The organism is Pseudophaeobacter profundi (genome assembly GCF_029697505.1).
GTDB classification, from domain to species: domain Bacteria; phylum Pseudomonadota; class Alphaproteobacteria; order Rhodobacterales; family Rhodobacteraceae; genus Pseudophaeobacter; species Pseudophaeobacter profundi.
The window spans coordinates 93157-113660 of the sequence record NZ_JARJEF010000003.1; the positions used below are offsets into that span (position 1 = coordinate 93157).

Here is a 20504-nt window from a genome sequence, read left to right on the forward strand (position 1 = left end):
ATGACCGCCATCCTTGCCATCACCTTTCCCATCTATGCGACTTTGGCATTGGGCTATGGGGTGGTCTGGAAAGGCTTGTTCAACGCAGCGGATATGCGCAGCTTTGGGCGCTATGTGCTGAATATCGCGCTGCCCGCGATGATCTTTTCCGCCCTGGCCTCGCGCAGCCCTGCCGAAGTGTTCCAACCCGGATATGCCGCGATCTATACCCTCGGCGGGCTGGGCACCATTGCGCTGTCCTACCTGTTGTTGACCCTGCGTGGCACCGATCCCAGGCGGCGCGCCCTGGGGGTGATGGGGTCAACCTGCCCCAACAATGGCTTTATCGGCTATCCGATCATGCTGCTGGCCTTTCCCGATCAGGCGGGGCTGGTGCTGGCCCTGAACCTGACCGTCGAGAACCTGATATTGATCCCGATTTGCCTGCTGCTGGTTGAGCTGGCCGATGCGCCGCCAGGCCAACGACTGCTGCCACGATTGGGGCGCATTCTGGGCGGTCTGGCGAAGATGCCGATGATCATCGGCCTGGCGCTGGGGCTTCTGGTTTCCCTCAGCGGGGTGCCACTGCCCGGCCCGATGCTGAAATTTGTCGAAATGCTGGCGGCAACCGCCGGAGCGCTTGCGCTGCTGGTCATCGGCGGATCTCTGGTCGGGCTACCGCTGCATGGCAACCGGGCGCTGGCGGCACAGATCAGCGCCAGCAAGCTCCTGCTGCATCCGGCGCTTACGGCGCTTACGGCGGCGGTCTTGATGACATCTGGAATTGTCACCCTGTCACCATCCCTGCATAGTGCCGTCATCCTGTCAGCCGCGATGCCGATGTTTGGTATCTACACGGTGCTGGCCCAGCGTAATGGCCTGGAGGGGGCGGCCAGTCTGGCGATGCTCACCGCAACCAGCGGTGCCTTTGTCACCCTGACGCTGCTGCTTTGGCTTTTGGCCTAAAGCAACGCGCGCCCCCCCAAAGAACATGCTTCAAACGCCCAACCCGATGCCCCGGCAAGAGGCAGTAATAATGCCCCTACTCAGCCCATTGATCTTTCTGTCGCAGAAGCGCAGTCTGCCGCCATGGTAAATTCCTTAACATCGCATCGACCCATGATGGCCATTAGCCTGAAGGTTGCAGCCATTGGCATGTTCACCGGCCTGTCGGCCCTGATCAAGGCAGTTTCAGAAGTAGTTCCGGCCGGAGAGGCCGTGTTCTTTCGCTCTTTCTTTGCCATCCCAGTGATTGTCGTCTGGCTGGCGATGCGCGGCGATCTGCGCCATGGCCTGAGAACCCAGAAGCCAATGGGCCATGTCTGGCGCGGCCTGGTGGGGACCTCTGCCATGGCGATGACCTTTATGGGGCTGGGCATGCTTCCCCTGCCCGAGGTCACCGCGATTGGCTATGCCACGCCGATTTTCACCCTGATCCTGGCAGCGATTTTCCTGGGCGAGCGAATCCGCCTGGTGCGGATCAGTGCCGTGGGCATTGGCCTGCTGGGGGTCTTGATCATGATCTACCCGCGCCTGTCCGGCAGTGCAGATATGTCCGAAACAGCCACGCTGGGGGTTATGCTGATTCTTGCTGCGACATTCGCGCGTGGCTTTGTGCAGATCCATATTCGCCGCATGGTGATGACCGAACATACGGCTGCAATTGTCTTCTACTTTTCTGTGACCGCCTCTCTTTTGTCGCTTTTGACATTGCCTTTTGGCTGGGTCATGCCCGACCCGACAACCCTGGCGCTGCTAGTTGGCGCCGGGCTGCTGGGTGGGGTGGCACAGATCCTGATTACCTCGTCTTATCGCTTTGCCCCGGCCTCGATGCTGGCACCCTATGACTATGTCTCGATGATCTTTGCCATCATCATCGGCTATCTCTGGTTCGAAGAGTTGCCGACCCTGGTGATGCTCGCCGGTGCGACGCTGGTGATTTGCGGCAATATCCTGGTGATCTGGCGGGAAAGCCGCCTTGGTCTGGTGCGCGGCAAGGCAAGATCCCTGACGGATCCCAAAGGCGGGTAACACAGGGTCGCAAGACAGGCCCTGTCAGCGCTGGCTGCCGGGTACGGATGTTTGGTGGCGCAAGGCTACTGCGCGGTCTGCAACCGGGCCGTCAGGGTCTGGATACGGTCGCGCAGGCGGATCAGCTCTGCTACGTCCTCTCCCGCCGCCTCTAGAATGCAGCGCGAAATCTCTACCGCTGCCTTTTCCAGCTCGCGTCCCTTGGAGGTCAGGGTGACAATCACGCTGCGCTCATCTTCTTGGCTGCGCTGGCGCTGGACCAACCCGGCCTGCTCCATCCGTTTCAGCAAGGGGGTGAGCGTATTGGATTCCAGATTCAGCGCCGCCCCAAGGTCAGTCACCTTTTGACCATCGCGTTGCCAGAGCGCGACCAGGACCAGATATTGCGGATAGGTCAGCCCATGGGGCGCCAATAGCGGCCGATACAGGCGCCCCATCGCGTTATTGGCAGAATACAGCGCAAAGCAGAGCAGATCATCAAGAGAAAGGGGACGGTCAATCATGCAGTTATTTAAATCGCACGCGATTAAATCACAACCCCTTGCAAGGATAAGGCAGAGGGCCTAGGTGTATCGTGTACGATTTATTCATCAGCGATATAAATATCAAAAGGCGAGGACATCCAGATGACCATATCCCCAATCTACACCGCCCAGGCCCAAGCAACCGGCGGCCGCAACGGCCGCGCTACAGTCGAGGACTCCGGTCTTGATCTGGTTCTGGCAGCGCCAAACGCCCTGGGCGGGGATGGCAAAGGCAGCAACCCGGAACAGCTGTTTGCCGCCGGCTACGCCGCCTGTTTCATTGGTGCCATGCAATTTGCGACCACCCAAGATGCCAGCCTGGCCAAGGTACCGACCGATGTATCGGTACAGGCCAGCGTCGGCATCGGACCGCATGCAGAAGGAGGGTTTGGTCTGACCGTTGACCTGGCGGTGACACTGCCTGGCCTGAACGCGGCGGACGCCGAGCGGGTGACAGAGGCAGGCCACAAGATCTGCCCCTATTCCAAGGCCGTGCGCGGCAATGTCGAGGTCACCACCCAGGTGGTCTGACAGGGGCAAATCTTGGATGCGAGGCTCTGCCTCGCGCTCCGAGGTATTTTCAGCAAGATGAAGATGCGTCCGGCTTGGGGCGCATCTTCTGTATTTTTAAGCCTGTATCGACGACTAGCTGCGCACCAGGGTTTCGTATTCTGTTGCGATGTCTCGGGTCAATTGACCAACTTCGAACCTATAGGGGCCAATTTCGCCAACTGGGGTGACCTCTGCGGCGGTGCCGGTGAGCCAGCACTGTTCAAAGCCTTCCATTTCCTCGGGCATGATATGGCGTTCATGCACGGTGATTCCCTTGTCTTTCAGCATGGCGATGACAGTCTGGCGGGTGATCCCGTTGAGGAAGCAATCGGCCAGCGGGGTATGGACCTCGCCATCTTTGACAAAGAAGATGTTGGCGCCGGTGGCTTCGGCCACATAGCCCCGATAATCCATGAACAATGCATCCGAGCAGCCCTTGGCCTCAGCCTTGTGTTTGGAGATGGTGCAAATCATGTAGAGGCCGGCCGCCTTGGCATGCACTGGGATGGTGTCCGGGCTGGGCCGTTTGTATTCTGCGATATCGAGCTTGGCGCCCTGCATTTTGGCATCGCCGTAATAGGCCCCCCAGCCCCAGACCGCGATGGCCATGCGCACCGGATTCTGCGCCGAAGCGACACCCATGTCTTCGCCAGAGCCACGCCAGACCAAGGCCCGTACATAGGCGTCTTCCAGCCCGGAGGCCTTCAGAGTTTCGGCCTTGGCAGCCTCGATGTCATCCACCGAATAGGGCATTGGCATATCCAGAGCTTCGGCACTGGCGATCAGGCGTTCGGAATGTTCGCGGCTTTTGAAGATCTTGCCGTTATAAGCGCGCTCTCCTTCAAAGACGGAAGAGGCATAGTGCATCGCATGGGTCAGGACATGCACCTTGGCGTCCCGCCATTCGATCAGCTCTCCGTCCATCCAGATCACACCGTCACGATCGTCATATCCAGCCATGCCACAGCCTCCTCAAAGCAGTCATTAATTCCAAAAGTTGCGTCGCAAATGACCGAAACGGACATAATATTGCGCCAAAGCTGCGATTCGATACATCTTCACCCTTGGAATGTCAATATCGCTGACATAAACTGAGCAAGAGACACCAAAGACAAGCAGAAGGGGCAGCACCATGGCAGAAGGTAGCGCAGGCGGGCGGTCGATGGGGCGGTCCAACCAGGGGTTTGGCGGTGAAAATCTGCTGTTTCTGACCGATGAACAGCTGCGCCAGGGGATCGAAGCAATGTTCTTTGCCTATCGGGGCTTTACCGCCGATCCTGATCGCATTCTGGCAGAGATTTCCTATGGTCGGGCGCATCACCGCGCCATTCACTTTATCAACCGCGCCCCCGGCACTACGGTGAACAATATGCTAACCATCCTTGGCGTGACCAAGCAATCGCTGAACCGGGTCTTGCGCACCCTGATCAGCGACGGCCTGGTCGAGAGCCGGGTTGGCGTGACAGACAAGCGCGAGCGGCATCTGCATCTGACAGAGGCAGGCCAGCAGCTGGAGGCCAAGCTATCAGATGCCCAGCGCGCCCGCATGCGCGCCGCCTACAAGGATGCCGGCCCCGAGGCGGTGCAGGGGTTCAAAAAGGTGCTGGAGGCAATGATGGATGCCGATATGCGCCGCGCCTATATCAACCTGCGGGAAACCGGCGCATGAGCACATTTGAATCCCATCTGCTGATTGTTGATGATGACGAGCGCATTCGCGGGTTGCTGAAGAAATTCCTGATGCGGGCCGGTTTTCTGGTCTCGGCAGCGCGCGATGCCGCCCATGCCCGGCGGGTGTTGGCCGGGCTGGATTTTGACCTGATCATCATGGATGTGATGATGCCGGGCGAGGATGGCATATCGCTGACCAGATCGCTGCGCGAAACCATGACCACGCCGATCCTGCTCTTGACTGCGAAGGGCGAGACTGACGACCGCATCACAGGGTTCGAAGCCGGGGCTGACGACTACCTGCCCAAACCCTTTGAACCCAAAGAGCTCCTGCTGCGGGTCAATGCCATCCTGCGTCGGGTGCCCGATACCTCGGCCCAGGATAACGCCCCCAAGGTGTTGCACCTGGGTGAAATCCGCTATGATGTCGAGCGTGGAGAGATGTGGCAGGGCAATGACCTGGTGCGGCTGACCGGGACCGAAAGCCAGCTGATGAAGATCTTTTCAACCTGCCCCGGCGAACCGGTGAGCCGCACCAAGCTGGTGGAAGATCTGGGCCGCGACCGGGGCCAGGCGCAGGAACGCGCGGTGGATGTGCAGATCACCCGGCTGCGGCGCAAGATCGAACCCAACCCAAAACAGCCCCAGTACCTGCAAACCGTGCGGGGCGCGGGATATATGCTGGCCCCCGATTGATTGCACGTCGGCGCTGCATCTGATGGGTAACAGTTGCGTATCAGGGCAGGTTGCCGCTTGTGGGTTAGCGCCAATGAATCTTAAGCTTTGGCCAAGACCCTGCTCTCTGCTTCATGCCAAACCCTAGGATATGCCATATGACAACTGCTCTCATCACCCATGCGGATTGCCTGCGACACGAAACACCGACAGGTCACCCGGAACAGGTGGCGCGCCTTGAACATGTGCTGCACGCGTTAGAGCCGCTTGCGCTTAGACGGGTTGGTGCGCCGCTGGCGGCCGAGGACGACATCCTGCGCATTCACCCCATCGACCATCTGCGCGGGCTGCGGGACGCCCTGCCGCAGGCAGGCTTTGCGAAGATCGACGGCGATACATTCCTGTCGCCTGGCTCGCTGGATGCGGCCTTTCGGGCGGCGGGGGCCATGGTACGGGCCGTGGATATGGTGCTGAGCGGCGAGGTCGACAACGCCTTTGCCGCCATTCGCCCGCCCGGCCACCACGCCGAGAGCGAGACCGCCATGGGGTTTTGCCTGTTTGGCAATGCGGCGCTGGCGGCCAAACATGCACTGGATCATCACGGGCTGAAGCGCGTCGCGGTGGTGGATTTCGACGTCCACCATGGCAACGGCACCCAGGATCTGCTGTGGGATGAGCCACGCGCGCTGGTGATCACCAGCCAGCAAATGCCCCTGTGGCCCGGAACCGGCCGCGTTGATGAAGATGGCGCATATGGGCAGATCCTCAATATGCCCTTGCCCCCGGATTCAGATGGCGCGGCCATGCGAAGCGCCTATGCGGAACAGGCTTTCCCACGTCTGCGCGCCTTTAAGCCAGAGCTGATCATCATCTCGGCCGGGTTTGACGCGCATCGCGACGATCCCTTGGCAAACCTCAACTGGAGCACCGAGGATTTTGCCTGGCTCACGGCAGAGCTCTGCTCTCTGGCAGCGGCGCTCTGTGCGGGCCGTATCGTCTCGACTCTGGAGGGCGGATATGATCTGAACGCCCTTGCGCAGGCCACCCGCGCACATGTGGAAGAATTGATAAAGGCAGCACCATGACCACCGACACCCCCGTGAACGAGATGAGCTTTGAGCAGGCCATGCATGAGCTGGAAACCGTGGTTGGTCAGTTGGAGCGCGGCGATGTGGCGCTGGATGCCTCTATTGCGCTGTATGAGCGCGGTGCACAGCTGAAAAAGCGCTGCGAGGACGAGCTGAAGCGCGCCGAAGAAAAGGTTGCTGCGCTGACCCTGGATGCCAGTGGCACGCCCACCGCCACGCAGCCCCTAGACGCAGGCTGACACCATGACCACAGTTGATGCACCGGGCCTTGGGTTTGCCGCCGCCATGCAGCAAGCCCAGGGGCAGATTTCACACCACCTGACCCTGCGCCTGGCTGGAGAAGACCAGCTGCATCAAGCCATGCGCTACGCCGTGCGCGGCGGCAAGATGTTGCGCGGGTTTCTGGTACTGGAAAGCGCCCGACTGCACGGTGTGGACTCAAAGGCCGCGCTGGATGCGGCTCTGGCGATTGAATGCCTGCATGCCTATTCGCTGGTGCATGACGATCTACCCTGCATGGATGATGACGATCTGCGGCGCGGCCAGCCCACACTGCACCGCAAATGGGATGAGGCCATGGCGGTACTGGCTGGCGACAGCCTGCAAAGCCTGGCCTTTGAACTGTTGGCCACGCCCGATCTGGGACCCCATGCGCTGGCGCTGATCCGCGGGTTGGCACAATCGGCCGGCAAGGGGGGCATGGTCTCGGGGCAGATGCTGGATATCGCCGCCGAAACCGCCACAAAACCGCTAACGCTGGACGAAATTACCCGGTTGCAAGCGCGCAAAACCGGCTGTCTGATCCAATGGGCCGCCACCGCCGGGCCGGTGTTGGCAGGGGCAGATTGCACCCCCCTGCGACACTACGCGACCGCACTTGGGCTTGCCTTTCAGATTGCAGATGACATCTTGGATGTAGAAGGCGACGCCGAAAAGGTCGGCAAAGCCGTGCGCAAGGATGCCGAGGCCGGCAAGGCGACATTTGTGTCGCTGCTGGGGCTGGAGCCCGCAAAACAGCGTGCACGGGACCTGGCTGATGAGGCCTGCGCTGCGCTAGCGCCCTATGGCGCAACCGGAGAAACCTTGAAGCAGGCCGCCCGTTTCGTTATTGCGCGAGACAGCTGACACCGGGGCCCGCCCCGCCCCTGACCGCCACAAGGAAACACCATGTCTGACCGGCCCTCTACCCCGCTTCTGGACCAGATTTCGCGCCCTGCCGATATAAAGGGGCTCAGCGATGCACAATTGGTGCAGCTGGCACATGAGCTGCGGCAAGAGACCATTTCAGCGGTTTCGACCACTGGCGGCCATCTGGGCGCAGGTCTGGGCGTGGTGGAACTGACCGTGGCGCTGCATGCCATTTTTGACACCCCGCGTGACAAGTTGATCTGGGATGTTAGCCACCAGTCCTACCCGCATAAGATCCTGACCGAGCGCCGCGACCGTATTCGCACCCTGCGCACCAAGGGCGGGTTGTCGGGCTTTACCAAACGCAGCGAGAGCCCCTACGACCCTTTTGGCGCCGCCCATAGCTCAACCTCGATCAGCGCCGCGCTTGGCTTTTCGGTTGCCCGCGATCTGGGCGGTGTGGTGCCCGAAGGTCTGGGCGATGCCATTGCGGTGATCGGCGATGGGGCCATGTCGGCCGGCATGGCCTTTGAGGCGATGAACAACGCCGGCCATCTGAACAAACGCCTGTTTGTCATTCTCAACGACAACGAGATGAGCATCGCCCCCCCGGTGGGCGCGCTGTCCTCCTATCTGTCGCGGCTCTATGCCGAGGAACCGTTTCAAGAACTGAAAGCCGTGGCCAAGGGCGCTGCCTCGCTGCTGCCGGAACCCTTCCGCGAGGGGGCCAAACGGGCCAAAGACATGCTCAAGGGCATGGCCGTCGGCGGCACCATGTTCGAATCCTTTGGGTTTTCCTACATCGGCCCGATCGATGGCCATGACATGGACCAGTTGTTGCCGGTCCTGCGCACCGTCAAGGCCCGCGCCCGTGGGCCGATCCTGATCCATGTGCTGACAAAAAAGGGCAAGGGCTATGGCCCCGCCGAGGCCGCCCGCGACAAAGGCCATGCCACTGCCAAGTTTAATATGGTCACCGGAGAGCAGAAAAAAGCGCCCTCCAACGCACCGTCCTATACCGGGGTCTTTGGCGATGAGCTGGTCAAGCTGGCCGCCAAGGACGACAAGATCTGCGCCGTCACTGCGGCCATGCCCGATGGCACAGGCCTGTCGCTGATGGCGGAACGCTATCCCTCGCGTTGTTTTGACGTGGGCATTGCTGAACAGCACGGCGTCACCTTTGCCGCCGCGCTGGCCGCTGGCGGGATGAAGCCCTTTTGCGCCATGTATTCGACCTTTCTGCAGCGTGGCTATGACCAGGTGGTGCATGACGTCGCCATCCAACGCCTGCCAGTGCGCTTTGCCATCGACCGCGCCGGGCTGGTGGGGGCAGATGGTGCCACCCATGCCGGCTCTTTCGATATCGGCTTTATGGCCAACCTGCCCGGCATGGTGGTGATGGCCGCCTCTGACGAGGCAGAGCTGGTGCATATGGTCCATACCGCCGCCGCCCATGACGACGGCCCCATCGCCTTCCGCTACCCGCGCGGTGAAGGCGAAGGCGTTGAAATGCCCGAGGTTCCGCAACTGCTCGAAATCGGCAAGGGCCGGATGATTCAGTCGGGCAAACGGGTGGCGCTGCTCTCCTTTGGTACCCGCCTGGGAGAGGTCCGCAAGGCAGCCGAATCGCTGGCGGCCAAGGGCATCACGCCGACGATTGCCGATGCCCGCTTTGCCAAACCGCTGGACCGCAAAATGATCCTGCAGCTGGTGGCCGACCACGAGGCGCTTATCACGATTGAAGAAGGTGCTGTCGGCGGCTTTGGCTCCCATGTGGCGCAATTGCTGGCGGATGAGGGCGTGTTTGACGCGGGCTTCAAATTCCGCTCGATGGTGCTGCCTGATACCTTCATCGACCAGGCCAGCCCCGCCGATATGTACGAAACCGCCGCCATGAACGCCCCCCAGATCGAAGCCAAGGTGCTAGAGGTACTGGGCGTGGCGCAGATCGGGGAAAAGCGGGCCTAGGGCTCATCCCAAGAACAGCAGCAAGCAAAGAACAAGATCTCAGGATCGCCCGGAAGAAACACATTGTGCCTGCCGACAATAAAACGGGGCAAGTGCGCAGGACTATAGCGCCGGCGGTTCTGCCGGGGGCACAAAGCGTTCCATGTCCTCGGCTGCCAACACTGCACACAGCCCCTCGCGGTAGCTGGGGTAAAGCAACTGCACCCCCAGCTCATCCTTGATGCGCTGGTTTCTGACCCGCTTGTTTTCACCGTAAAAACTGCGCGCCATCGGCGTCATCCCCGCCTCGTCAAACGGCACCTCGGCGGGCACTGGTAGCCCCAGCAGCTCTGCGGCGTAGCCCAGAACGTCCTGCGGCGGCGCCGGGTCGTCATCGCAGAGGTTATAGATCGCCCCCGGGTTCGGCGCGTCAATCGAGGCCAGCAGCGATTGCGCGATGTCATCCACATGAATGCGCGAGAACACCTGCCCCGGTTTCACAATGCGCCGCGCCTTGCCGGCCATCAGCTTGGCAAAGGGGCCGCGTCCGGGGCCGTAGATCCCCGCCAGGCGAAAGATATGCAGCGGCAGATCCGGAACCTGCTGCCACTGCGCTTCGGCCTCGGCGCGCCAGGTGCCGCGTTCGCTGGTAGGGGCAATGGGCGTGGTTTCATCCACCCAATCACCGCGCCGATCACCATAAACGGCAGTGGTCGACAGATAGCCCACCCAGGCCAGATCAGGTGCCACCGTGGCGATTTCATCCCACAAGTGCGCCAGCACCGGATCGCCCTTGGCATTGGGCCCGATCGAGCTGAGGATATGAGTGACGCCCGTCAGGGGGATATCCTGCCCCGGCCAGATGATCATCTCTACGCCAGGCACATCCGCAGCTTCCCGCGCCGTGCCAATCACCCGCCAGCCCCGCGCCAACAGAGTCGGCGCCAAGGCGCACGCAGTATATCCACATCCAAGACAAAGAAGCGTGTTTTGCATCTGTCCTAAATGGGCAGAAGTCAGACAAGGTGCAAGACCTGTTCCCCCACTGGCAGGCCGTTTTACCGCCGCGCCCAATAATCATGCAGTTCCGACAGGAACGCCGGGCACCGCGCGTCAGCGCGGTGCCCGGCCCAACCCTAAAGTGGCAATCTGTGATTGCTACGGCAGGGGCGGGAGAGCCCCCCCCCCTTTTTTCTGGATTGGGTTAGCGACCTTTCCAGACGGGGTCGCGTTTTTCTGCAAAGGCGCGGGCACCTTCCAGCTGGTCCTCGCTGGAATAGAGCACATCCACCGAGCGCAGCTGTCGCTGGGTGATATGGTTCATCGCATCCTGGAATTTGCAGTCTTCCGCATCGCGGACCACTTCCTTGATCGCCGCATAGACCAGCGGTGGCCCCGATGCCAGCAGCCGCGCCAGATCCCAGGCGCGGGTCATCAGCTGATCGCCTGGAACAATCTCGTTCACCAGCCCCCAGCGATTGGCCTCTGCGGCGTCGAACCAGCGTCCGGTCAGCAGCAGCTCCATGGCGATATGATAGGGGATGCGCTTGGGCAATTTGATCGAGGCCGCATCGGCCACGGTACCAGACCGGATCTCGGGCAGCGCAAATGTCGCGTGGTCTGCCGCCAGGATCATATCGGCAGAGATCGCCAGTTCCAGCCCTCCACCACAGGCGATGCCATTCACGGCTGCAATCACCGGCTTGTTCATCTCTCGCATCTCTTGCAAGCCGCCAAAGCCCCCAACGCCGTAATCGCCGTCCACGGCGTCGCCATCGGCGGCGGCTTTCAGATCCCAGCCTGGGCAAAAGAACTTTTCGCCGCCCCCGGTCAGGATCGCCACACGCAGGTCGGGGTCGTCACGGAAATCGCGAAACACCTCGCCCATGATCTTGCTGGTGGCGAGGTCAATGGCATTGGCCTTGGGCCTATCCAGTGTCACCTCCAGAATGGCGCCCTCGCGCCGGGTTTTCACCGGTCCGTGGTCCTGTGTCATGTCGCTCATCTCATAAAGTCCTTTCTCCGCATCAGCGCATCCGCCGCCACCGCATCGTCAGGTGTGCAGAGCAACGGATTGATTTCAATTTCTTCCAGGCCCTCAGCCTCGGCCAAGACATAGGCCTGCACCGCCTTGATAGCGGCCAGGATAGCGGCGCGATTGGCCGCCGGACGCCCCCGGAACCCCGCCAGAAGCGGCGCAATTTTCAACCCCTCCAACGCGGCCTCAATCGAGGCATCACTGGCTGGCAGCAAAAGCGAGGCACTGTCCTGCAACAGCTCTGTCAGGGTGCCACCTGCCGCAAGTGTCAGGACAAAGCCATGCGCCGGATCCTTTACCACCCCAATCAGCAGCTCGGCCACCGCGCCGGACACCATTTCTTCCACCAGAAAACGCTGAGCAGGCATCTGGCTGGCCGCCGTACTGACATCGCTGCCCGTTGTCAGCCCCAGCACCACTGCGCCAGCCTCACTTTTGTGGGCGATGCCCTCGCCCTTCAACACCACCGGAAAGCCGATATCCGCGGCAGCCGCCCGGGCCGCACCGGGGGATTTGGCCTGAATCGACTGTGGCACCCGCAAGCCATAGTCCGACAAGCGCAGCTTGGCTTCGGCTTCGGGGATCAGGCTTGGTTCAACGGTTGGAGTTGGCAGCAACAACGGCACGGCCAGATCCCGCTGGGGCAGGCTGGCAGCAGCACAGGCGGTCAGCGCCTCGCGCAACCCGCAAAACGGCACCACCCCGGCAGCCATCAGCTGTTCAGCAACGGCTTCCGGCAGCAGTTCCGGCAATGTTGCTACCATGGCAACATTGCCCCCCGTGGCCTGATGCGTGCCAATGGCCGCATCGATGGCACAGTCCCAGTCACTGGCAGAGCACCGATCACCGCGCGGAAAATCGACCACCAGCAGGGTCATCGCCAGCGACGGATCCATCATCGCCGAAAAGGCCCGGATCATCGCCTCGGTATCGCGCCAGATATAGGTGTGATAATCCAGCGGATTAGCCAGTGCCACCATCGGCCCAAGCGCGGCACGCAGGTTGGTGCTCTGGCTGTCGTTCAGCGGTGGAAACACCACTGGCAGCCCATGCGCGGTATCGGCCGCAAGGCTGGCTTCGCCGCCAGAACAGCTGATAGAGGCCAGCCGGTTGCTGGCCAGCGGCCCAGTCACATGCAGCAGTTTCAGCGTTTCCAGAAAGGCGGGCAGATCCTCCAGCCGTGGGATGCCAAGCCGGGCAAGCAAAGCTGAAGCCCCCGCATCCCCACCTGCAAGCGAAGCAGTATGAGAGATCGTTGCCGCCTGGGCCTCGGCGGATTTTCCGACCTTCAGCGCGATGATCGGCTTGCCCAGGGCGCGGGCTTTGGCGGCCAGGGCTTCGAATGCGCGCAGATCGCCAAAGCCTTCAATATGCAGGCCCAGCGCCGTGACGCGATCATCTTCCAGCAGGGCTTCGCCAATCTCGGCGATGCCCGACTGCGCCTGATTGCCCGCCGCCACCACATAGGCGATGGGCAGGCCACGCATCTGCATGGTCAGGTTGATGGCGATGTTTGAACTTTGGGTAATCAGGGCGACGCCCGTTTCGACCCGTTTTCCGCCGTGCTGATCCGGCCACAACAGCGCCCCATCCAGGTAGTTGATAAAGCCATAGCAATTGGGCCCCAGGATCGGCATATCGCCTGCGGCCTCCAGCAGCTGCACCTGAAGATCCGCGCCCTCGGCATCCTCCGCCTGGGCTTCCAGAAAGCCCGAGGCAAAGCAGACCGCTCCGCCCGCCTCACGGGCCGCCAGATCCCGCACCACCTCGATGGTGGCAAAACGGTTAACGCCGACAAATGTGGCATCGGGCGCGCCGGGTAGGCTGGCGATATCACGGTAGACCGGCAGGCCTGCCAGCTCTTCTGCCTTGGGGTGGACTGGCCAGATCACCCCATCGAACCCCATCTTCTGACACTGTTCGATCACCAGTCGGCACCAGGCCCCCCCGCCGACAACGGCGATGGTTTTGGGCCTAAACAGTCTGTTTAGAGACTTCATTTCTATCTATTCATCCCTTGTGACCCGGTCGATATGGCCCAGGTCCTGTTGCGGGTTGATCTGGTCACGCAGGCGGGATTTCAGTTCTTTCACATCCGGAAAGCCCCCATCACGCTTGCGCTCCCAGATCAGGGTGTCATTGACCGAGATCTCAAAGATCCCGCCGATCTCTCCCGGCACCAAAGTGACCGCGCCCAGCTGATCCTGAAAGGTGGCAAGCAGTTCCTGCGCCATCCAGGCAGCGCGCAACATCCAGTTGCAACCGATGCAATAGGTGATCGTGACTTTGGGTTTGTGGGAAAGAGTCGTGGTCATTTTAGCCTCCAAGAGCGCGTAGCATTTCGCGGCTGATGATATGACGCTGGATCTCGCTCGTCCCTTCCCAAATGCGTTCAACGCGGGCGTCGCGCCAGATGCGTTCCAAGGGCAGTTCATCCATCAGGCCCATGCCGCCATGGATCTGGATTGCCTCATCCGCAACCATGGCCAGCATTTCGGTCGCCTTGAGCTTGGCCATCGACATGTCGGATTCGGTGACGCTGCCCTGATCGAACTTCCAGCCGGCTTCCCAGGTCAGCAGATTGGCCGCCTTCAGTTCCAGCGCCATATCCGCCAGTTTGAAGGAAACGCCTTGGAATTTACCGATCTGCTGGCCAAATTGCTTGCGCTCGGCGGCATATTCAACCGCGTGCTGAAGGGCCCGATCTGCCCGGCCCAGGCAGGTCGCCGCCACCTGCAACCGAGTCGCCCCCAGCCAGGTGTTGGCCACGTCAAATCCTTTGTCGACCTCGCCCAGAATGGCCGAAGACGGCAGGCGGCAGTCGTCAAATTCCAGCACCGCATTGGTGTAACCGCGGTGGCTGACATTGCCGTAGCCTGCGCGCACTTCAAATCCCGGCGTGCCCTTGTCGACAAAGAAGGCGGTGATCTTTTTCTTCGGGCCCCGCGGCGTGTCGTCGACCCCGGTGGCCATGAAGCAGATAGCAAAATCGGCGATATCTGCATGACTGATGAAATGCTTGGTGCCGTTCAGGATCCAGTCATCACCATCCTGACGCGCTGTCGCCTTCATGCCGCGCAGGTCGGACCCGGCATCTGGCTCGGTCATCGCCAGACAATCCCATTTTTCACCCTTCATACAGGGGAACAGATACTTTTCCTTCTGTTCTTCGGTGCCGGCCAACAGGATGTTCGACGGGCGGGCAACGCCGGTCCAGTGCAGCGCGTAGTTGGCCCGGCCCAGTTCTTTTTCATACATCAGCCACGACAAGGTATCGAGACCGGCACCGCCGACCTCTTCGGGCATGTTGGCAGCGTAAAGCCCTGCCTCCATGGCCTTTTTCTGGATATCCTTGATCACCTCCATATCGAGGTGGCCACTGCGCTCGACCTCCAGCTCGTGGGGGTAGAGCTCTTTCTCCACAAAGGCACGGGTGGTTTCGACGATCATCGACTGTTCTTCTGTCATGCCAAACTGCATCGCGCATATCCTTTTCTTTGACTTGCCCAGCAGTGTAACGTCGGGCTAGGTTCTCTTCGTGCAGAAACGGCGGATATCATGCAAAGATGGATCAAAGATGATGCCGCGATGCAGCAAGTTGATCTGCTGTTGTTTGATGATTTTTCCGGCCATTGCCTGGCCAATACAATTGAACCGCTGCGCGCCGCCAATACGCTGGCCGGGCGACAGATCTATGCCTGGCGCTTTCTCACCCTTGATGGGGCACCGGCCAGCTCTTCGGCCGGGATGGAGGTCAACCCACATGATCGCCTGCCGCACTGTCAGGGCGACATGCTGATTGCCATGCCATCCTATCGCTATCGCCCGCTGGCCACCGAAAAGGCCAAGGCGGCGCTGCGGGCAGCGGCGCTGCGGTATCGGGTGATGGCCGGGTTTGACGCAGGTGCCTGGCTCTTGGCTGCGGCCGGCCTGCTAGACGGGCGGCGCGCCACCATCCACTGGGAGGAACTGGCCAGTTTTGCCGAGGGTTTCCCGCAGATCGCAGTGCAGCGCCTGCGTCATGTGCAAGATGGCAATCGCATAACCTGTACCGGGGCGCTCGCGGCCTTTGACCTGATGATGGAACTGATCGGCCAGCGCCATGGTCAGGCTCTGAGACTGGAGGTTGCGGCCCTGTTCATGAGCCCCGAAGTCACCGAAGCAGAGCCTAGCCCCCTTGCCATGGGCTCTGCCCGCAGCCGATCTGTGGCACGCGCCTTGGCCCTGATGCAGGCCCATATCGAGGCCCCGCTGTCGATTGCCGAGATCGCCCGCCAGATTGGACGCAACCGCAAAGATCTGGAACACCGCATGAAGGCGCAACTGGGCGCCACCCCGCAGGCGATCTACCGACACCTGCGGCTGATACAGGCTCGAAAGCTCATATTAGAGACTGATTTATCCGTCGCCGAGGTTGCCCTGCGCAGCGGCTATGAGAACCCCAGCGCCATGACCCGCGCCTATCGCATCGAATTTGGTGCCACCCCGCGCCAGATGCGCAACGGCACGGGGTAACAGGGGAGCAGGTTAGCTGGCGTAGGTAGAACCTTCCGCATCAAGAACCAGCTTGATCTCGCGCAGGTGCGCCTCTGCCTGGCTTGGGTAGTCCTCCAGCTCCTGCGCAGTTTTCTCGGCGATCTCATCTGACAAGACGCGCAGCTTCTGACCGGTTTGCAAAGCGCGGATATAGGTTTCGGCCGCGCGTTCAAAATAATACAGCCTATTGAGGGTATCTGCCGGATCAGAACCGATAACCAGAACGCCGTGATTGCCCATGATCATTACCTTTTGCTTGGGGTCCGTCAGCATCGCCGCACAGCGCGCGCCTTCGTCTTCAAACGCCAACCCGCCATAGCCATCGTCGATCACATAGCGATTGAAAAAGGTCGCGGTGTTCTGATCGATCGGCGGCAGGTTGCTATCCGCAAGAGAGGCCAGAACCGTGGCATGGATCGAATGCACATGCATCACGCAGCGCGCCTGCGGACATAGCCGGTGGATAGAACCATGCAGCCCCCAGGCCGTTGGATCCGGCGCGCCGGGCTTGGTCATGGTTTCCGGATCATTGGCATCCAGGAACAATAGATTAGAGGCCGTGATACGGGCAAAATGCATCTGATTGGCATTCATCAGGAACTGCGTACCTTCGTCATTCACCGCCAGGCTGAAATGATTGGCGACACCTTCGTGCATGTTCAGCCGCTCGACCCAGCGAAAACTGGCCGCCAGATCTATGCGCTCTTGCCAGTGGTCCATATTGGGGCGCGGCTCGGGAGTGTTCATCTCGGGTCTCCTTGGGTCTTGGGTGAGAAGGGGTAAATCACAGTGGTCAAAACCTGATCTACCACAGCCCATTTGACCAGATCCAAATTGCCCGCTGCTTTCTCCGCCGTCTCTGGGCTGCCTCTGCAAACAAGCACAGCGATGGTCGGCTATTTTGTGCCACCTTGGCACCGGGCGCTGGGGCTATCCTCTTGTCTTGGCTATAACTGTTTCAACACAGGCAAGAATTGCAGGGCTTGCACTTGCCGGAACAATCAGAACAATTGGCACATGACAGAGAACGCATTCCCCAGCTGGCCCGACATCGCCCCGCAATTGATCAATGTTGCCGCAGGCCGCAGCCCGGCGGATACGGTGATCCGGCAGGGCAAATGGGTCAATGTCCACACCCGAGAGGTGCTTGATGGGCATGACATTGCCATCGTATCCGGGCGCATCGCCTATGTGGGACCAGATGCCAGTTACTGCATCGGCGCAGATACGCAGGTGATAGAGGCAGCCGGGCGCTATATGATCCCCGGTCTCTGCGACGCGCATATGCATATTGAATCCGGCATGCTTACCCCGGCGGAATTTGCCCGCGCCGTCATCCCGCATGGCACCACCTCCATGTTCACTGATCCGCATGAAATCGCCAATGTGCTGGGCCTGGAAGGCGTGCGGCTGATGCATGACGAGGCCCTGTTGCAGCCGATCAATATCTTCACCCAGATGCCATCCTGCGCGCCCTCGGCGCCGGGGCTGGAAACCACCGGATATGAAATCACCCCCGAAGACGTGGCCGAGGCGATGTCCTGGCCCGGTATCGTCGGCCTGGGCGAGATGATGAACTTTCCCGGTGTTGCCAATGCCGACCCCAAGATGCTTGCCGAGATCGCCGCCACCCAGCGCGCCGGGAAAACTGTTGGCGGCCACTATGCCTCGCCCGATCTGGGGCGCGATTTTGCCGCCTATGTTGCAGGCGGCCCGGCAGATGACCATGAGGGCACCTGCGAAGCCGATGCCATCGCCCGGATGCGTCAAGGAATGCGCGCCATGGTGCGGCTGGGGTCGGCATGGTATGACGTCGAAGCGCAGATCACCGCCATCACTGAAAAAGGCCTGGACCCGCGCAATTTCATCCTGTGCACCGATGACTGTCACTCTGGCACCTTGGTCAATGACGGCCACATGAACCGGGTGGTGCGCCATGCCATTGCCTGCGGTTGTGATCCACTGATTGCCCTGCAGATGGCAACGATCAACACCGCCACGCATTTTGGTCTGGAACGCGATATCGGCTCTATCACGCCGGGACGGCGCGCCGATGTGATCCTCACCTCAGACCTGACAGACCTGCCCATCGAACTGGTCGTGGCGCGCGGGCAGATTGTCGCTGAATCAGGCTCTATTACGGTGGATTGTCCGCATCTTGACTGGCCTGACAGCGCCCGTGGCACCATCCATCTGGGCCATGAGCTGACCGCAACAGATTTTGAGATCAAGGCCCCCGAAGGCGCCAATGCCGTCACCGCCAATGTCATTGGCATGGTGGAAAACCAGGCCCCGACCAAAGCGCTAAAGGCTGAATTGCCAGTGCATGACGGGCTGGTGGAAGCCACCATGGCCACCGAGGGTGAGACCTGCCAGATCGCCTTGGTGGAACGCCACCAGGCAACCGGCGGTGTCACCAATGCCTTTGTCTCGGGTTTTGGCTACACTGGCAAAATGGCCATGGCCTCCACCGTGGCGCATGACAGCCACCATATGATCGTGGTGGGCACCGACCGCGACCAGATGGCCCTGGCCGCCAATCGCCTGGCCGAGGTCGGTGGTGGTGTAACCATCTTCCGTGATGGCAAAGAACTGGCGCTGGTTGAACTGCCCATCGCCGGCCTGATGTCCGACAGCCCCGCCACCGAAGTTGCCGCCAAAGCGCAGAAACTGGGCGCCGCGATGGAGGCCTGCGGCTGCGCACTGAACAACGCCTATATGCAGCACTCTCTTTTGGCCCTGGTGGTGATCCCCGAGTTGCGGATTTCGGACCTTGGTCTTGTTGACGTGCGCACATTCGAAATGATTCCTGTGATCGAGTCCCTGACATGACCCAAACCAGTCACCTTGCGGAAATCGCGCAGCCCAAGGCCCCCGCCCCCGAGAACTTTACCGATGCCGCTGCCGCTGTGGCCCGGCTGGAAGAGCTTTATACCCAAGCCACCACATTTCTGTGCGATGCCTTCATCGCCAGCATGGCCGAGGCAACAGCCCGGGACAGACGCATCCGCGCCTTTTATCCCGAAATCCGCTTTACCACTTCCAGCTTTGCCCAGGTGGACAGCCGCCTCAGCTTTGGTCATGTCTCGGCCCCTGGCACCTATGCCACCACGGTGACCCGACCGGATCTGTTTCGCCACTATCTGACGCAACAGATTGCACTGTTGATCAAGCATCACGGACAGCCAGTGACCATTGCCGCATCAGATACGCCGATCCCGGTGCATTTTGCCGTGGCCTCTCGCCCGGATCTAACCGTGCCGCAAGATGGCGCCGCCGGGTTCACCCTGCGCGATGTCTTTGATGTACCGGATCTGGCCACCACCAATGACGACATCGTCAATGGCACCTATCACCCCGATGACGGTATTGGGCCGCTGTCGCTGTTTACCGCACAGCGGGTGGATTATTCGCTGGCCCGGCTGGCGCATTACACCGCCACCGCACCAGAACATTTTCAAAACCACGTGTTGTTCACCAACTATCAGTTCTACGTTGCCGAGTTTGAAGCCTACGCCCGTGCACAGCTGGCGGATCCGGAATCGGGTTACACCAGTTTTGTCAGCACTGGAAACCATGAGATATCCGACTCCAAGGCGGATATTCCGGCCATCGCCAAGCTGCCGCAGATGCCCACCTATCATCTGAAGCGCGCCGACGGCAAAGGCATCACCCTGGTCAACATCGGCGTTGGACCATCAAATGCCAAAACCGCCACCGATCATATTGCAGTGCTGCGCCCGCATGCCTGGATGATGGTTGGCCACTGTGCGGGCCTGCGCAACACCCAAGCGCTCGGGGATTTTGTCCTGGCCCATGCCTATCTGCGCGAAGATCACGTGCTGGATGATGACCTTCCGGTCTGGACGCCTATTCCCGCCCTGGCGGAAATCCAGATCGCCCTGGAACAGGCGGTGGCTGAGGTCACCGAATTTGAAGGCTATGATCTGAAGCGGATCATGCGGACCGGCACAGTCGCCACCATCGACAACCGCAACTGGGAACTGCGCGACCAGTCCGGCCCGGTGCAGCGGCTTAGCCAGTCCCGCGCCATCGCCCTGGATATGGAAAGCGCCACCATTGCCGCCAATGGCTATCGGTTTCGCGTCCCCTACGGCACCCTGCTCTGTGTGTCCGACAAACCGCTGCATGGCGAACTGAAGCTGCCGGGCATGGCCTCTGACTTTTATCAGACACAGGTTGCGCGTCATTTGCAGATCGGCATAAGGGCTATGGAGCAACTGAGATCCATGCCGCTGGAACGGCTTCACAGCCGCAAATTGCGCTCTTTTGATGAAACCGCCTTCCTCTAATCGACCGTTTTTCCAATTTTCG

General features: G+C 60.7%; 20 protein-coding genes. 12 read left to right on the forward strand and 8 right to left on the reverse strand.

The features are described from left to right. Both P2081_RS06380 and P2081_RS06385 read left to right on the forward strand, forming a co-directional pair. A complete protein-coding gene (locus P2081_RS06380) occupies positions 1–945 on the forward strand; it encodes an AEC family transporter (RefSeq protein WP_278922042.1) in 945 nt (314 codons plus the stop codon). A gap of 123 nt (positions 946–1068) precedes the next feature. Then, positions 1069–2010, forward strand: coding sequence for a DMT family transporter (locus P2081_RS06385; RefSeq protein ID WP_278922043.1), 942 nt, complete (start codon positions 1069–1071; stop codon positions 2008–2010). A gap of 65 nt (positions 2011–2075) precedes the next feature. Here the strand turns inward: P2081_RS06385 and P2081_RS06390 are convergent, their stop codons facing one another. Continuing rightward, the gene (locus tag P2081_RS06390) at positions 2076–2513 is read right to left on the reverse strand and encodes a MarR family winged helix-turn-helix transcriptional regulator (RefSeq protein WP_278922044.1); all 438 of its coding nucleotides are present in this window, start codon (positions 2511–2513) and stop codon (positions 2076–2078) included. Positions 2514–2636: 123 nt separating this feature from the next. Between P2081_RS06390 and P2081_RS06395 the strand changes: the two genes are divergently transcribed. Beyond that, positions 2637–3065: an organic hydroperoxide resistance protein gene (locus P2081_RS06395; RefSeq protein WP_278922045.1), complete on the forward strand. Its 429-nt coding sequence runs from the start codon at positions 2637–2639 to the stop codon at positions 3063–3065. Positions 3066–3179: 114 nt separating this feature from the next. Here the strand turns inward: P2081_RS06395 and P2081_RS06400 are convergent, their stop codons facing one another. Continuing rightward, positions 3180–4046 (reverse strand): branched-chain amino acid aminotransferase, encoded by an 867-nt coding sequence (locus P2081_RS06400; RefSeq protein WP_278922046.1) that lies wholly within the window; start codon positions 4044–4046, stop codon positions 3180–3182. Between the two features lie 172 nt (positions 4047–4218). Here P2081_RS06400 and P2081_RS06405 point away from each other — a divergent pair, with 172 nt between their 5' ends. The 6 genes from P2081_RS06405 (at position 4219) to dxs (ending at position 9616) form a co-directional block, all read left to right on the forward strand. After that, a complete protein-coding gene (locus tag P2081_RS06405) occupies positions 4219–4755 on the forward strand; it encodes a MarR family winged helix-turn-helix transcriptional regulator (protein ID WP_278922047.1) in 537 nt (178 codons plus the stop codon). After that, complete coding sequence (locus P2081_RS06410; RefSeq protein WP_278922048.1) at positions 4752–5453, forward strand: response regulator; 702 nt, start codon at positions 4752–4754, stop codon at positions 5451–5453. The genes P2081_RS06405 and P2081_RS06410 overlap by 4 nt, the downstream gene beginning before the upstream one ends. A gap of 137 nt (positions 5454–5590) precedes the next feature. Continuing rightward, on the forward strand, positions 5591–6517 hold the full coding sequence (locus tag P2081_RS06415) for a histone deacetylase family protein (protein WP_278922049.1): 927 nt from the start codon (positions 5591–5593) through the stop codon (positions 6515–6517). After that, positions 6514–6759, forward strand: a complete 246-nt coding sequence (locus P2081_RS06420) for an exodeoxyribonuclease VII small subunit (RefSeq protein WP_232401607.1) — start codon at positions 6514–6516, stop codon at positions 6757–6759. Before P2081_RS06415 ends, P2081_RS06420 begins: the two co-directional genes overlap by 4 nt. Positions 6760–6763: 4 nt before the next feature. Further along, complete coding sequence (locus tag P2081_RS06425; RefSeq protein ID WP_278922050.1) at positions 6764–7645, forward strand: polyprenyl synthetase family protein; 882 nt, start codon at positions 6764–6766, stop codon at positions 7643–7645. A gap of 42 nt (positions 7646–7687) precedes the next feature. After that, positions 7688–9616, forward strand: coding sequence for a 1-deoxy-D-xylulose-5-phosphate synthase (gene dxs / locus P2081_RS06430; RefSeq protein WP_278922051.1), 1929 nt, complete (start codon positions 7688–7690; stop codon positions 9614–9616). A gap of 102 nt (positions 9617–9718) precedes the next feature. Here the strand turns inward: dxs and P2081_RS06435 are convergent, their stop codons facing one another. From P2081_RS06435 to P2081_RS06455, 5 genes are all read right to left on the reverse strand, one after another. After that, complete coding sequence (locus tag P2081_RS06435; RefSeq protein ID WP_278922052.1) at positions 9719–10591, reverse strand: SDR family oxidoreductase; 873 nt, start codon at positions 10589–10591, stop codon at positions 9719–9721. Positions 10592–10799: 208 nt separating this feature from the next. Next, positions 10800–11600 carry a carnitinyl-CoA dehydratase gene (locus tag P2081_RS06440; protein WP_278922053.1) on the reverse strand — a complete coding sequence of 267 codons (801 nt, stop codon included), beginning with the start codon at positions 11598–11600 and terminating at the stop codon, positions 10800–10802. Beyond that, the gene (locus P2081_RS06445) at positions 11597–13633 is read right to left on the reverse strand and encodes an acetate--CoA ligase family protein (RefSeq protein ID WP_278922054.1); all 2037 of its coding nucleotides are present in this window, start codon (positions 13631–13633) and stop codon (positions 11597–11599) included. Before P2081_RS06445 ends, P2081_RS06440 begins: the two co-directional genes overlap by 4 nt. A gap of 6 nt (positions 13634–13639) precedes the next feature. After that, complete coding sequence (locus P2081_RS06450; RefSeq protein WP_278922055.1) at positions 13640–13948, reverse strand: Rdx family protein; 309 nt, start codon at positions 13946–13948, stop codon at positions 13640–13642. Between the two features lies 1 nt (position 13949). After that, the gene (locus P2081_RS06455) at positions 13950–15113 is read right to left on the reverse strand and encodes an acyl-CoA dehydrogenase family protein (protein ID WP_278922056.1); all 1164 of its coding nucleotides are present in this window, start codon (positions 15111–15113) and stop codon (positions 13950–13952) included. A 78-nt stretch (positions 15114–15191) separates the two neighbouring features. Here P2081_RS06455 and P2081_RS06460 point away from each other — a divergent pair, with 78 nt between their 5' ends. Beyond that, positions 15192–16148: a GlxA family transcriptional regulator gene (locus P2081_RS06460; protein WP_278922057.1), complete on the forward strand. Its 957-nt coding sequence runs from the start codon at positions 15192–15194 to the stop codon at positions 16146–16148. A gap of 12 nt (positions 16149–16160) precedes the next feature. Here P2081_RS06460 and P2081_RS06465 read toward each other — a convergent pair whose 3' ends face one another. Continuing rightward, positions 16161–16916: a class II aldolase and adducin N-terminal domain-containing protein gene (locus P2081_RS06465; RefSeq protein WP_278922058.1), complete on the reverse strand. Its 756-nt coding sequence runs from the start codon at positions 16914–16916 to the stop codon at positions 16161–16163. A 270-nt stretch (positions 16917–17186) separates the two neighbouring features. Here P2081_RS06465 and ade point away from each other — a divergent pair, with 270 nt between their 5' ends. Together ade and P2081_RS06475 are read left to right on the forward strand one after the other, a co-directional pair. Then, a complete protein-coding gene (gene ade, locus P2081_RS06470) occupies positions 17187–19001 on the forward strand; it encodes an adenine deaminase (protein WP_278922059.1) in 1815 nt (604 codons plus the stop codon). Beyond that, the gene (locus P2081_RS06475) at positions 18998–20482 is read left to right on the forward strand and encodes an AMP nucleosidase (RefSeq protein WP_278922060.1); all 1485 of its coding nucleotides are present in this window, start codon (positions 18998–19000) and stop codon (positions 20480–20482) included. Before ade ends, P2081_RS06475 begins: the two co-directional genes overlap by 4 nt. The last annotated feature ends 22 nt before the right edge of the window (positions 20483–20504 follow it).

Excerpts from the sequence above, each read along its gene's own strand:
- P2081_RS06380 (WP_278922042.1), top strand. The coding sequence starts at position 1 with ATGACCGCCATCCTTGCCATCACCTTTCCCATCTATGCGACTTTGGCA.
- P2081_RS06385 (WP_278922043.1), top strand. The coding sequence starts at position 1,069 with ATGGTAAATTCCTTAACATCGCATCGACCCATGATGGCCATTAGCCTG.
- P2081_RS06390 (WP_278922044.1), bottom strand. The coding sequence starts at position 2,513 with ATGATTGACCGTCCCCTTTCTCTTGATGATCTGCTCTGCTTTGCGCTG.
- P2081_RS06395 (WP_278922045.1), top strand. The coding sequence starts at position 2,637 with ATGACCATATCCCCAATCTACACCGCCCAGGCCCAAGCAACCGGCGGC.
- P2081_RS06400 (WP_278922046.1), bottom strand. The coding sequence starts at position 4,046 with ATGGCTGGATATGACGATCGTGACGGTGTGATCTGGATGGACGGAGAG.
- P2081_RS06405 (WP_278922047.1), top strand. The coding sequence starts at position 4,219 with ATGGCAGAAGGTAGCGCAGGCGGGCGGTCGATGGGGCGGTCCAACCAG.
- P2081_RS06410 (WP_278922048.1), top strand. The coding sequence starts at position 4,752 with ATGAGCACATTTGAATCCCATCTGCTGATTGTTGATGATGACGAGCGC.
- P2081_RS06415 (WP_278922049.1), top strand. The coding sequence starts at position 5,591 with ATGACAACTGCTCTCATCACCCATGCGGATTGCCTGCGACACGAAACA.
- P2081_RS06420 (WP_232401607.1), top strand. The coding sequence starts at position 6,514 with ATGACCACCGACACCCCCGTGAACGAGATGAGCTTTGAGCAGGCCATG.
- P2081_RS06425 (WP_278922050.1), top strand. The coding sequence starts at position 6,764 with ATGACCACAGTTGATGCACCGGGCCTTGGGTTTGCCGCCGCCATGCAG.
- dxs (WP_278922051.1), top strand. The coding sequence starts at position 7,688 with ATGTCTGACCGGCCCTCTACCCCGCTTCTGGACCAGATTTCGCGCCCT.
- P2081_RS06435 (WP_278922052.1), bottom strand. The coding sequence starts at position 10,591 with ATGCAAAACACGCTTCTTTGTCTTGGATGTGGATATACTGCGTGCGCC.
- P2081_RS06440 (WP_278922053.1), bottom strand. The coding sequence starts at position 11,600 with ATGAGCGACATGACACAGGACCACGGACCGGTGAAAACCCGGCGCGAG.
- P2081_RS06445 (WP_278922054.1), bottom strand. The coding sequence starts at position 13,633 with ATGAAGTCTCTAAACAGACTGTTTAGGCCCAAAACCATCGCCGTTGTC.
- P2081_RS06450 (WP_278922055.1), bottom strand. The coding sequence starts at position 13,948 with ATGACCACGACTCTTTCCCACAAACCCAAAGTCACGATCACCTATTGC.
- P2081_RS06455 (WP_278922056.1), bottom strand. The coding sequence starts at position 15,113 with ATGCAGTTTGGCATGACAGAAGAACAGTCGATGATCGTCGAAACCACC.
- P2081_RS06460 (WP_278922057.1), top strand. The coding sequence starts at position 15,192 with ATGCAAAGATGGATCAAAGATGATGCCGCGATGCAGCAAGTTGATCTG.
- P2081_RS06465 (WP_278922058.1), bottom strand. The coding sequence starts at position 16,916 with ATGAACACTCCCGAGCCGCGCCCCAATATGGACCACTGGCAAGAGCGC.
- ade (WP_278922059.1), top strand. The coding sequence starts at position 17,187 with ATGACAGAGAACGCATTCCCCAGCTGGCCCGACATCGCCCCGCAATTG.
- P2081_RS06475 (WP_278922060.1), top strand. The coding sequence starts at position 18,998 with ATGACCCAAACCAGTCACCTTGCGGAAATCGCGCAGCCCAAGGCCCCC.